12 protein-coding genes and 2 rRNA genes are annotated in these 12580 nt (G+C 46.9%); 1 reads left to right on the top strand and 13 read right to left on the bottom strand.

Annotated elements, in window-relative coordinates; genetic code table 11:
* Nucleotides 1-82: 82 nt before the first annotated feature.
* The 10 genes from rsmI to QNH28_RS00125 form a co-directional block, all read right to left on the bottom strand.
* Nucleotides 83-994 (bottom strand): 16S rRNA (cytidine(1402)-2'-O)-methyltransferase, encoded by a 912-nt coding sequence (gene rsmI / locus QNH28_RS00170; RefSeq protein ID WP_283909684.1) that lies wholly within the window; start codon nt 992-994, stop codon nt 83-85.
* Nucleotides 991-1764 (bottom strand): tRNA1(Val) (adenine(37)-N6)-methyltransferase, encoded by a 774-nt coding sequence (locus tag QNH28_RS00165; protein WP_283909683.1) that lies wholly within the window; start codon nt 1762-1764, stop codon nt 991-993. The genes rsmI and QNH28_RS00165 overlap by 4 nt, the downstream gene beginning before the upstream one ends.
* A 77-nt stretch (nt 1765-1841) precedes the next feature.
* A complete protein-coding gene (gene yabA, locus QNH28_RS00160; protein WP_042123089.1) occupies nt 1842-2207 on the bottom strand; it encodes a DNA replication initiation control protein YabA in 366 nt (121 codons plus the stop codon).
* Nucleotides 2208-2238: 31 nt separating this feature from the next.
* Nucleotides 2239-3039 (bottom strand): PSP1 domain-containing protein, encoded by an 801-nt coding sequence (locus QNH28_RS00155; protein ID WP_042123087.1) that lies wholly within the window; start codon nt 3037-3039, stop codon nt 2239-2241.
* Nucleotides 3040-3178: 139 nt separating this feature from the next.
* Nucleotides 3179-4153, bottom strand: a complete 975-nt coding sequence (holB, locus tag QNH28_RS00150) for a DNA polymerase III subunit delta' (protein ID WP_283909682.1) — start codon at nt 4151-4153, stop codon at nt 3179-3181.
* Between the two features lie 94 nt (nt 4154-4247).
* Nucleotides 4248-4691, bottom strand: coding sequence for a YaaR family protein (locus QNH28_RS00145; RefSeq protein WP_042183820.1), 444 nt, complete (start codon nt 4689-4691; stop codon nt 4248-4250).
* 49 nt (nt 4692-4740) lie between these two features.
* The gene (locus QNH28_RS00140; protein WP_042183817.1) at nt 4741-5070 is read right to left on the bottom strand and encodes a cyclic di-AMP receptor DarA; all 330 of its coding nucleotides are present in this window, start codon (nt 5068-5070) and stop codon (nt 4741-4743) included.
* 123 nt (nt 5071-5193) lie between these two features.
* Nucleotides 5194-5835, bottom strand: coding sequence for a dTMP kinase (gene tmk / locus QNH28_RS00135; RefSeq protein ID WP_283909681.1), 642 nt, complete (start codon nt 5833-5835; stop codon nt 5194-5196).
* Nucleotides 5836-7377 carry an aminotransferase class I/II-fold pyridoxal phosphate-dependent enzyme gene (locus QNH28_RS00130; protein WP_283909680.1) on the bottom strand — a complete coding sequence of 514 codons (1542 nt, stop codon included), beginning with the start codon at nt 7375-7377 and terminating at the stop codon, nt 5836-5838.
* A 209-nt stretch (nt 7378-7586) separates the two neighbouring features.
* Entirely contained in the window at nt 7587-7772 is a 186-nt protein-coding gene (locus tag QNH28_RS00125) for a sigma factor G inhibitor Gin (protein WP_042123074.1), read from the bottom strand.
* 208 nt (nt 7773-7980) lie between these two features.
* Between QNH28_RS00125 and QNH28_RS00120 the strand changes: the two genes are divergently transcribed.
* Nucleotides 7981-8505, top strand: coding sequence for a hypothetical protein (locus QNH28_RS00120; protein ID WP_283909679.1), 525 nt, complete (start codon nt 7981-7983; stop codon nt 8503-8505).
* Nucleotides 8506-8581: 76 nt separating this feature from the next.
* Here the strand turns inward: QNH28_RS00120 and QNH28_RS00115 are convergent, their stop codons facing one another.
* From QNH28_RS00115 to QNH28_RS00105, 3 genes are all read right to left on the bottom strand, one after another.
* Nucleotides 8582-8995: a hypothetical protein gene (locus tag QNH28_RS00115; protein ID WP_283909678.1), complete on the bottom strand. Its 414-nt coding sequence runs from the start codon at nt 8993-8995 to the stop codon at nt 8582-8584.
* A gap of 256 nt (nt 8996-9251) precedes the next feature.
* A 5S ribosomal RNA gene (rrf, locus tag QNH28_RS00110) occupies nt 9252-9368 on the bottom strand.
* A gap of 129 nt (nt 9369-9497) precedes the next feature.
* Nucleotides 9498-12426: ribosomal RNA gene (locus tag QNH28_RS00105) — 23S ribosomal RNA — on the bottom strand.
* Nucleotides 12427-12580 lie beyond the last annotated feature (154 nt).

Here is a 12580-nt window from a genome sequence, read left to right as displayed (position 1 = left end):
CCACCCCAAAGGTTGTCTAGAAGGACTTCATCTTTATAACTGTACAAAATACATTTAACCTCCAAGCAAATCCCTTAAGCACTTACTGCTCTGCCTTATCAAGAAGCGCGTTATAAATATCCCGCTTTGCCACACCACGATCAGAGGCTGCTTTTTTCATAGCTTCTTTACGCGGCATATCTGCGGCTTCGTAATGAGCAACATGCTCTTCAATACTTAACTGACGCCACCAAGCCGATTCCGCCATTTCAGCATCTTCCTTGCTCTCCCCTTCAACGACGATGACATACTCACCAAGCGGTGGATGTTCAGCCAGCCAATCCGTACATTCCTCAATCGTTCCACGTAGAAACTCCTCATATCTCTTTGTCAGTTCACGAGCAAGCACAATCCGTCGATTGCCGAATGCTTCATGGAGATGAGCCAATGTCTTCACCACGCGATGTGGAGATTCGTAGAACAGTATAGTGCCTTGCGCCGAACGAAGTGGACTTAATACCGCACGGATATCCTTACGTTCTCGAGGTAAGAAACCGATAAAAGTGAACGTTGTCGTAGGCAGACCTGAGGCAATTAAAGCTGACAAAGCTGCGTTAGCTCCGGGTATAGGAATCACTGGTACACCGTGACTTATGGCAAGGGCTACAAGGTCTGCACCAGGGTCAGAAATGGCTGGTAAACCGGCATCGCTGACGAGGGCCAAATTTTTTCCTTCTATTATATAGCGAATAAGTTCAGGTCCACTGGCAGCCTTATTATGCTCATGGTAACTGAACAGCATAGAAGGCGAAATTTCAAAATGGCTCAACAATTTTCGAGTTTGTCTTGTATCTTCAGCAGCTATAATATCGCATTCCTGCAATGTGCGTACAGCGCGATAGGTCATATCCTCTAAATTACCAATGGGTGTTGCCACCAAAAAGAGTGAACCTGTTGTCTCCTGCTTATGTGTATTGTTATTGTTCTGAAAACTGCTTTGGCATGATATCGTCATGATTTACCCTCTTTAGCACCATAGTAGATGTCCATAATTTCTGGACAGTATTGATTGTCCTCATTATATACAATGAGGGGTGGTTGTAAACGAACCTCAGGTTTGCCATCACGCATCGCTTCGATTAATACCATATTGGCCTCCAGATGCGCACGTGGATGTACAAAGCGAATAATCTTAGGCTCGAGCCTATATTTTCTCATTAGACTAATAATATCGACCAACCGTTGTGGCTTGTGAACCATGCTTACCTTTCCTCCGGTCCGAACCAGTCGCACACAGGCTTGAATGACCTCCTCCAGTGTACATCCTATTTCATGACGAGCCATAGCCTGATGAGTGTTCAGCTTAAGGTCACTACCGTTAAGCGGCATATAAGGGGGATTGACCGTTATCGCATCATATACGCCATGTCCTGCTACTTTATATAACTCACGTAAATCGCCTTCATGGATCACAACCTGATCCTGAAGTCCATTTAAAGCCACGCTACGACGAGCCATATCCGCTAAACGGGGCTGTATTTCAATCCCTTCTATAGAAGCCTTTGTTCGGGTAGTCATCAAAATCGGTATTACACCGTTTCCAGTACAAAGATCCAGGACTCTCCCTCGTGGCGGAACGCTGGCGAAACGGGCAAGCAGTACAGCATCCATAGAAAAGCTAAATACTTCGTCACTTTGAATAATACGCAGGTCATGCGTTAGTAAATCATCCACCCGTTCCGTCGGTAACAAAGGAACAGATATATCGTTAAAAGAATTTGTCATGTAGTAATCTCCTAAATGTTTTGTTGAGCTAAAATTCAAAAAAAACCGTAGGATCAATCTCCTACGGCTGGATATCCTCATTTATTAAGAAAAGAAAGACAGAACAGACAATCACCTTCCGTACGTAAATGTCCAAAATAAACATTACAGATGTGAAAGCCTTCATGGTAAAGCCGGGCCAAGTTGTCATAACCTTCCCCGACAACCTCTTCTGTTCCCTCTCCGGCAGCTAAAAGAGCTTCCGCCTCCGCAGAATCTACGGTAGGATCCAAAGGTGCATCCCGCTTTAAAATTTTGCGAAGCTGTTCATTCTCCAGAGTTAACCTCTGATTAGCTTCCATCAGTTCTTTTACCGTCTGTTTCCATTCTCCAAGATTGGCGCGCATCGTTTCCATCTGTGCTTCCATATCCTGCATGTGTGCAAATATATTTTTCTTCTCCAAGTTTCCACCCCGAAAGTAACCTTATAATGGTTTACTTGACGACAACATCATCCATTGGAAGTTCCTTAACTTTGCCCACTTCAAACAACTGTACATGAACCGTACGGCTTCCGGCATTAAGTCCTACTACTTTGCCATCACCCAATGAGGTCACGACAATCTTGCCGACCGCTGGCATTTCTTCCTTTACACTCTCATAATTGTCATGCTCAAATTTCAAACAACACATCAGACGTCCACAAAGTCCTGAAATCTTCGTCGGATTAAGTGATAGGTTCTGATCCTTGGCCATTTTAATGGATACGGGTTCAAAATCCCCTAACCAAGATGAACAACAAAGCACTCGTCCACAAGGTCCAAGTCCACCTAGCATTTTAGCTTCGTCACGCACCCCAATTTGCCGTAGCTCAATGCGGGTCCGGAAGATACTTGCTAGATCTTTAACCAATTCTCTGAAGTCGACCCGTCCTTCGGCCGTAAAGTAAAATATAATCTTATTACGGTCAAAAGTAAACTCTACATCGACGAGCTTCATTTTAAGACCATGGTCGCGTATTTTATTTAAACAGGTGGTAAAAGCCTCTTTAGCGGCCCCTTTGTTCTCTTCAACTACGCGTGCGTCGGTTTCTCCAGCAATTCGCATCACTTTTTTGAGGGGTAAAACTACGTCGGATTCTTCCACCTCTTTTTTGCCTACGACAACTTTACCGTATTCAACCCCACGTGCTGTCTCCACTATAACATATTGATCCCGTTCAATCGGAAAATCAAGTGGATCGAAATAATATATTTTACCCGCTTTTTTAAAACGGACACCTACTACGCTGTACAAAAATTAACCCCCTTGTTTGCCGGTAAAAGGAACCTATGGGCATGTCCGCTCCCTGATGATCCATGCTTGTCCTTCCTCGTCTGTTAAAACGATATTTCCAGGTAAAGCGACATCCGGAGGATATATCATAACTAATCCTTTAACTTTCCAGTCGGATTAAAAACTGCTCCAGACACAACTGGGCATTGGCATTGGATCGCAGCTTCTTAGTAGTCTCTGCAGCAAATCCCATATAAGCCACCCATTGTTCCGCACTCCGCTCACGGGCATGCCTGGAAATAAAGTCTAACTGATCTATGAAAACGATACTCTCATGCTTACGATACAGGAAGTAAAGCATATCTTTAAACCACAGATGGAACATGCTGAAGAAGATATCCAAATGTTCAGCGAGTCCGGTCTTGAACAGCTTCTGCCCAGCAGTTGCTACAGCGGAGCTGCCCTTGCCTAAGGACTCCTTAGCTAATTGTAACATTACATTTCTCATTTCTGCAAACCAATTCTGTTCCAAAAGTTTCCTGCAACCATCAAGTCCTGAACTAAGTGATACTGCACATCGAGCTAAGGGTATGGGAACGCCCTCACTTGCCAGAGCTTGGAGCATAATATCCGGGTTTAACGGACTAAATGGAATCCGCTGGGTCCGCGACTGAATTGTTGGCAATAAGGAACGGCTATTATCAGAAATTAAGATTCCAACAGCCGGAGCTGGTGGCTCTTCCAGAAATTTCAGCAGACTATTGGCAGCTTGTACTGTCATTTTGTCTGCTCCATCTATGATATAAACTTTCGGATTCACACCCTCTGACCGATAGGAAAAGACGCGCTGCAGCTCACGGATTTGATCTATTTTAATACTTGCTCCATCGGGCTGCAGCAGTGACAAATCAGGGTGGTTTCCATGCTCTACTTTCCGGCACTCCAGGCATTCCCCACAGGCATCGTCCTTACTCTGGGTACAAAATATAGCTTGGGCAAACATCAGCGCCGTTTTCATTTGTCCACTGCCTGCCGGTCCGGTAAATAAATAAGCATGACTCACAGCTTCTTTGCGCAAGGCATTTTGGAGTAGCCGCTTGGCGTTCTCCTGGCCTACTATATCATGAAAAGGCATAATTTCCTCCCAAAACTTTCAAACATAAACACCTTCGGCGTCCTTATAAGAACGGTAAGCGTTTAATCGTGTCAAACTTATACTTTCTTATATTTTAAAAAGAAAGGTTGATTAACAACCCACGGATTTCTCCAACGCGTCCCAACAGATCGATCCGGCCTTGCTCACTATTCAGCAAATCATCTGCCATAGATAGCAAAGCCGAATCAATTTCCTCAAGCAGCTTGTAACGCTTGCCACGTCCACGTCGATCCCATCCGCGTGTTTCCTTCAGAATAACGCCTCTTCGAGCCGTTTCCTCCAGAAATCTTTTGATCATCATCCGGTAAATGGTAAGCTCACGAATCGTCATAGACTTAGATAAACGATCCCCTTGAGACTGTATTTCTTTGATCTGGCGATTCAATTCATCTTTGGTTTTCTGCTCACTTTGCTGCTGAAAAACATCAGAGAACGTTTTTTGCTGAACGGGTTTGTTAGCCCCTTCTGCATTTGGCATCTCACTCTTCAAGGGCCTATACCCCGGATTGATCTTCAAAGGTTATCTACCGCCCTTTTTATAAATGGCTTGCTAATCTATATTATACTTAATAATGTTCAAAACGATCTACAGGAAGTACGAATACAGTGGCTCCACCGACTTGTACCTCGACAGGAAGTGGCAAATACGAATCCGTTGTTCCACTCATCGGTGTTACAGGAGTGACTAGCTGCTCACGCACTTTACAGCTGTTACGGATCACGGTCAATACTGATTCAATCTGACTGTCTTCTACCCCGATCATAAATGTCGTATTCCCTGCACGTAGAAAGCCACCTGTACTTGCAAGCTTAGTTGCACGGAAATTGGCTTTGACTAGCTCACTGGACAACCGGTTACTGTCTTTATCCTGGATAATTGCAATGATCAACTTCATCTTCGCATTCCCTCCCAATACTTTTATGGTGTATTACTACTTAGGGTTTCTAGTAGTAACCCTTACTTCATAAACACACGCCTAGTTATATGTCACTTCTCTTAGTATATTAGACAAAACATCCTAAAAACCCTTTAATACTCTCTCTTCAAGAGTTCTCATGATATCTTGTTCTACCATATGAACGGGGCGATTAGCATCCAGAACTACTATTCTGTCCGGATTGGCCTGGGCTAATATTTGATAGCCTTCGCGAACCTTCTGATGAAAAGAAAGACTCTCCAGATCCAGGCGATTGACTTCCCGTTCTTGGTTCGCTGCAATCCGTGACAGCCCTATCTCTGGGTCTACATCCAGATAAAAGGTTAGATCCGGCATACGGTCCCCGATCGCAAAACGATTAATACTCCATACTTCTTCCATTCCGAGTCCTCTCGCATGTCCTTGATAAACAAGACTACTGTCTACAAAGCGGTCACAGAGCACTGTAAGCCCTTCTCTAAGAGCCGGCTCAACGACTTCGGAGAGATGTTGGCTTCTTGATGCAGCGTATAGCAATGCCTCTGTACGCGCATCCATTGCTGTATGGACAGGATCTAGAATAATGGAGCGAATCTTCTCGGCAATTTCAACGCCACCCGGCTCACGTGTAATTCGATAAGGCATGGACCGGTTCTGTAAATAGGCTGCTACTCTACCTAATACCGTCGTTTTTCCGGAGCCTTCGCCCCCTTCTAATGTTATGAAGAAAACTTCTTTTCCCACCTATGCTTCTCCGCCCTTCTGAATGTTGTATACCTTAATACGCTGTAAGACCGGATCAGCACAAGCCTGAAATTTGGCGCCTCCTTTGGCTAAACCACCCAGCCTTCTTTGGATCTGATCTGTGATCACTTCACCCGGATATAATACCGGGATGCCCGGTGGATATGGAATAACCATCTCCGCCGCTACTCTACCCACGCTATGTTCAAGATCAATGCTTTCAATCTCATTCGCTGACACCGGCTTCAATGAGAAGGGGATAGGATCTGAAATTTGTAAAGAATGGAAATTGTTCCACGTGGAAATATTGCGAGAGTCTGGTTTACTAAGCGTATGCGGTGATTCGGAAGGCTCCTCCGAATCTATTTCCCGCAGTGCCTGCAGCAGTTGATCTGCATCTTCAGCCCTTGATCCGAGGCTGAACAGCAGCACTACGTGCCGGTCATCGCTCATCTCCGGCACGCAGCCCTTAGCCTCGAGCCTGCGCTGCAGCTCGAAGCCGCTCAGGACCCCGGTGGCGTCATAAATGACGACTTTGAAGGGGTCCTGTGTCACGTATGCCGCCATAGAATTAGGCGGCGTATTCGGGCGCAGCGGCTCTGCCGGCTGCACCACCCCGTAGCGCGGCAGCTCCGCGAGCTCGCGCCGCAGAACGTCCACGGCGGCCAGCCCCGCCGTGAAGGCATCGCTGCCCCGGCTGTGCAACAGCCGCCGGGCAAGATCCAGCGAAGCCATCATAGGATATGATGGGCTGGAGCTCTGCACCATGGCGAGCCGCTGCCGAAGCAGGGCGCGGTCAAGCCGCGGCCCTTGAACGTGCAGCATAGCGCCCATGGTCATCGCCGTGAGCATCTTGTGCGTGGACTGCACTACGCCGTCCGCGCCACAAGCAAGCGCCCCCGTTGGCAGCGCCGGGTGCTGCCCGTAATGCGCCCCATGCGCCTCATCCACAAGCAGCGGTACACCGCTGTCGTGACAGATGCGTGCGAGTGGCGCAAGGTCACTGCCCATGCCATAATAATTCGGCATGGTGACAAACACAGCGGCAGCTTCAGGATAGGCTGCGAGAGCAGCCTCAACAGCTTCTGCCGCCGGCGCCACTGCTAAGCCGCTAAGAGGGTCAATCAGCGGCTCCAGAAAAACAGCACGCACTCCAGCCAACATCAGTCCATGAATGACTGATTTATGCACATTGCGTTGAACAATCATAATCATTCCAGGCTCGGAACAAGCGGTTAGAATCAGAGCCAGATTGCCGGCTGTGCTCCCTCCAACCAGAAAAAAGCTTTCCTCTGCTCCAAAGCAATCTGCGGCCAACTCTTGCGCTTCCTTGATGACTCCTTCAGGATGATGAAGATCATCCGTTCCGGTAATTTCCGTAACATCATACTTCATTACCTCATCTAAAAAGCCAGCGCCTTCAACACCATCATATGCCTCACCATTTTTATGACCTGGCACATGATATGATCTATTACCCATAATTCTATATTGTTCCAGCATTTCGTATATAGGCGCCCTACAACGTTGTAATTTATTCATATTAAATTCCTTCCCATAGGGTTCCTTCTATTTTAACGTAAATATTCGCAAACGCCTACGCTTCAATGTAAAAGTAGCCCTATGGACAACAAAACGGCTCCTCCCGCACGAAGAACGAGGAAGCCGTATATTGAATATCACTAATGCAGCCATCGTATCTCTCATCCAGACCGCTCTCTTAACCGCATCATTTAACAGAGTTACTCTACTTAAGCATTCTTTTGCAATCCGATCTTCTTCATCCGGCCGATAAAAAAACGGTACTTGGCATCCTCAGCCTCGGTACGTATCATCTCAGCCTCACATTCCTCACAAATAAAATGCGAGACAATCACAATACCTTCCTCTTTTACCTGTCCACAAATAATACAAGCTTGCCCGGTTTGCTGTTCCATAACCATCCCACCTTGACTCTTTTAAGAACAGTATGATACACCTTCTATCATTTTAAACCTTTTCATAGTTTTTTCATATCCTTCGTATCGTTCATTATATATATTCCGTTGCCATGATATCGGTGAATTTTTGCAGCAGTTTAATAAAATACACCCAATCGCCGATATTAAGAACATACGAATTCACGAGGAGGTTAGACTATTATCTATGGAACCCAATACCAAAGGTGCAGCTACATTCTATCAATATAAGCTAATTAAAAAAATCAATCTAACGGCACGCCTGCTGCCTATTTATATTATGCTTCCCCTATTAGTCCTTGTGCTTGAAACCGTATTTCTTTCTTGGTGGAGCATTCTCTACATAATTATAGCAGCGCCTGTAGCCTTCTGGGTTCAATATGTTATTTCACGCTCAGTTCTATTAATCTCAGGACATCCTATTTCAAAAAGATGGTCTGTCTCATTTAAACTACCCTGGCTGGGTTTTATGCCTGACCAACACATTAGTTACCGTATATTCCGTAAAGTACAGCTACATAATTTCTATATCGGCCTTTGTATTGCAGCACTCTTCATTTTCTGGTCACCACCAGCATTTACAGTATCTCTGATCACTTGCCACTTATGGCTCCTGCTGCCTCGTCTTTATACTCTGTTCAGGCTCAATCGACAGGATCAGGGAGGCATGCTCAAATTCAATCCGACCGATGTATCCTATTACTCTCAATAAATTGCAGGGCACTAGTATAACTGAAATCATTTTCACGTTAAAAAATAAACCGCCATCCTTAAAGGATGGCGATTCTTTATTTCGTCTTGAGACCTTTAATAGAGGTCTTCTTTTCTTTAGGAATCATCACTACAAAATAATCATCATGCACTGTTAAATGAACCGTTAACCCATCCTTTAGAAAAACACCTGAAGAATCACTATCATCATCTTCCTGTTCGTTCCAACCCCAAGCTTTAATAGCCTCCAGATACTGATCCGGAATACCATTCTTCTCCTTTAAGCCAGGTAAAGAATAACGTACATAATCCATAGCAACGTTAGTAGTAGTCTGGTCTGGTGAGTTCGCTTCATGGGGCACCGGGAAGCTTTTCTCATTCAGTGCACCTTCAAAAGTATCCCACGTAGGTTCTTTGGCCCCGCAACTTGCCAGTATTAAAGTTAAAATACAAGAAATAGTTATTAACCTGAATATTTTAAATTGTTTCATGCCTTAAATCCTCCCTACCTCTACAATGCATCTAAAGACACAAGAAAATTCAAAGTTAGAATTTATGAGTAGTTCCTTCGTATTAAAGATCTGCTAACTATTAGCACTTTTCTATTATACTTGTATCCACCGCGGCGTCGGTAACAAAAATGTCATTCCACAGTAACCTATTCTAATGTTATTGCTAGCCTTAAACACTTGCACAATAAAAAAAGAAAAAAAGCCACTGCTGATATTATCAACAATGGCTTAATCTGCTTGGCAACGTCCTACTCTCCCAGGACCCTTCGGTCCAAGTACCATCGGCGCTGGAGGGCTTAACGGTCGTGTTCGGGATGGGTACGCGTGGAACCCCTCCGCTATCGCCACCAAACATGCGTCTGTGAAACAGACGCTGCCGCGTGAAATTCGGTTCATCACCAGAAGTGACAATGAATTTCTAAGCGTGTTACAGGCTTAATCGCCTGAAAACTGAATCCGAATTGAATTTGCGTTCTAAGTATAGGATAAGCCCTCGACCGATTAGTATTGGTCAGCTCCATGCATTACTGCACTTCCACCTCCAACCTATCTACCTCGTCGTCTTCAAGGGGTCTTACTAATTGGGAAATCTCATCTTGAGGGGGGCTTCACGCTTAGATGCTTTCAGCGCTTATCCCGTCCGTACGTAGCTACCCAGCCATGCTTCTGGCGAAACAACTGGTGCACCAGCGGTACGTCCATCCCGGTCCTCTCGTACTAAGGACAGCTCCTCTCAAATTTCCTGCGCCCACGACAGATAGGGACCGAACTGTCTCACGACGTTCTGAACCCAGCTCGCGTACCGCTTTAATGGGCGAACAGCCCAACCCTTGGGACCTACTTCAGCCCCAGGATGCGATGAGCCGACATCGAGGTGCCAAACCTCCCCGTCGATGTGGACTCTTGGGGGAGATAAGCCTGTTATCCCCAGGGTAGCTTTTATCCGTTGAGCGATGGCCCTTCCATGCGGTACCACCGGATCACTAAGTCCGACTTTCGTCCCTGCTCGACTTGTAGGTCTCGCAGTCAAGCTCCCTTATGCCTTTGCACTCTTCGAATGATTTCCAACCATTCTGAGGGAACCTTGGAACGCCTCCGTTACTCTTTAGGAGGCGACCGCCCCAGTCAAACTGCCCGCCTGACACGGTCCCCGTACCCGATAAGGGTACTAGGTTAGAACCTAGATACGATCAGGGTGGTATCCCAACGGCGCCTCCACCGAAGCTTGCGCTCCGATTTCTACGGCTCCCACCTATCCTGTACAGATCGTACCCAAATTCAATATCAAGCTGCAGTAAAGCTCCATGGGGTCTTTCCGTCTTGTCGCGGGTAACCTGCATCTTCACAGGTATTAAAATTTCACCGGATCTCTCGTTGAGACAGCGCCCAAGTCGTTACGCCATTCGTGCGGGTCAGAATTTACCTGACAAGGAATTTCGCTACCTTAGGACCGTTATAGTTACGGCCGCCGTTTACTGGGGCTTCGGTTCATAGCTTCGGGTTACCCCTAACCACTCCCCTTAACCTTCCAGCACCGGGCAGGCGTCAGCCCGTATACTTCGCCTTGCGGCTTCGCACAGACCTGTGTTTTTGCTAAACAGTCGCTTGGGCCTTTTCACTGCGGCCCCCTCGTGCTATTCACACTACCGGGGCACCCCTTCTCCCGAAGTTACGGGGTCATTTTGCCGAGTTCCTTAACGAGAGTTCTTCCGCGCGCCTTAGAATTCTCTTCTCGCCTACCTGTGTCGGTTTGCGGTACGGGCACCTTCTCCTGGCTAGAGGCTTTTCTTGGCAGTGTGAGATCATGACCTTCGCTACTACAATTTTCGCTCCCCATCACAGCCCAGCCTTAATGATGTGCGGATTTGCCTACACATCAGCCTCACTGCTTAGACGGACATATCCATCAGTCCGCGTCACTACCCTCCTGCGTCACCCCATCGCTCATAGCGGATTACGGTGGTACAGTAATTTCAAACTGTTGTCCTTCGACTACGCCTTTCGGCCTCGCCTTAGGTCCCGACTTACCCTGAGCGGACGAGCCTTCCTCAGGAAACCTTGGGCTTTCGGCGGATCAGATTCTCACTGATCTTTTCGTTACTCATACCGGCATTCTCACTTGTATGCTGTCCAGCGCTCCTTACGGTACACCTTCAACCCACATACAACGCTCCCCTACCCCAGATACATACGTATCTAGCCATAGCTTCGGTGGTGTGTTTAGCCCCGTTACATTTTCGGCGCAGAGTCACTCGACCAGTGAGCTATTACGCACTCTTTCAATGGTGGCTGCTTCTAAGCCAACATCCTGGTTGTCTGTGCAACTCCACATCCTTTCCCACTTAACACACACTTGGGGACCTTAGCTGATGGTCTGGGCTGTTTCCCTTTTGACAATGGATCTTAGCACTCACTGTCTGACTCCCGGCAATAAGTATATGGCATTCGGAGTTTGACTGAGCTTGGTAATCCTTGCGGACCCCGCACCCAATCAGTGCTCTACCTCCACTACTCTTATACCGAGGCTAGCCCTAAAGCTATTTCGGGGAGAACCAGCTATCTCCGAGTTCGATTGGAATTTCTCCGCTACCCCCACCTCATCCCCGCACTTTTCAACGTACGTGGGTTCGGGCCTCCAGTGCGTGTTACCGCACCTTCACCCTGGACAGGGGTAGATCACACGGTTTCGGGTCTACGTCCACATACTAAATCGCCCTATTCAGACTCGCTTTCGCTGCGGCTCCACCTTCTCGGCTTAACCTTGCATGTTAAACGTAACTCGCCGGTTCATTCTACAAAAGGCACGCCATCACCCATAAATAGGGCTCTGACTTTTTGTAAGCACACGGTTTCAGGTTCTATTTCACTCCCCTTCCGGGGTGCTTTTCACCTTTCCCTCACGGTACTGTTTCACTATCGGTCGCCAGGTAGTATTTAGCCTTAGCAGATGGTCCTGCTGGATTCATACGGGGTTTCACGTGCCCCGCACTACTCGGGATCCGTCTCGGAGAGAACACAGTTTAGGCTACAGGGCTTTTACCTCTATCGCGGGCCTTTCCAGACCTCTTCGCCTACCATATTCCTTTGTAACTCCATGTGAGACGTCCCACAACCCCTAAGAGCAAGCTCTTAGGTTTAGGCTGTTCCGCGTTCGCTCGCCGCTACTGACGGAATCACTATTGTTTTCTCTTCCTCAGGGTACTTAGATGTTTCAGTTCCCCTGGTCTGCCTCTACATTTCCTATGTATTCAGAAATGAGTAACTGCGAATTACCACAGCTGGGTTTCCCCATTCGGACACCCCCGGATCAAAGCTTGCTTACAGCTCCCCGAGGCAGTTTCGTTGTTCGCCACGTCCTTCGTCGGCTCCTGGCGCCTAGGCATCCTCCGTGTGCTCTTATTAGCTTAACCTTGATTTTTCCGCAGGAAAATATCATACAATGACATTTCTCTTGGAATCATCTCACTAATAACATTTACTTGTTTGCACAAGTTGCTAAAAGATGTTCTAAAACGCAAATTCGTTTCGGTATCCAGTTTTCAAGGATCAAGTCTTACTTGAGAG

Origin of the sequence: Paenibacillus sp. G2S3, assembly GCF_030123105.1 — a bacterium.
In the GTDB taxonomy this organism is placed as follows: domain Bacteria; phylum Bacillota; class Bacilli; order Paenibacillales; family Paenibacillaceae; genus Paenibacillus_AQ.
This window is presented reverse-complemented; position numbering and strand designations above follow the sequence as displayed.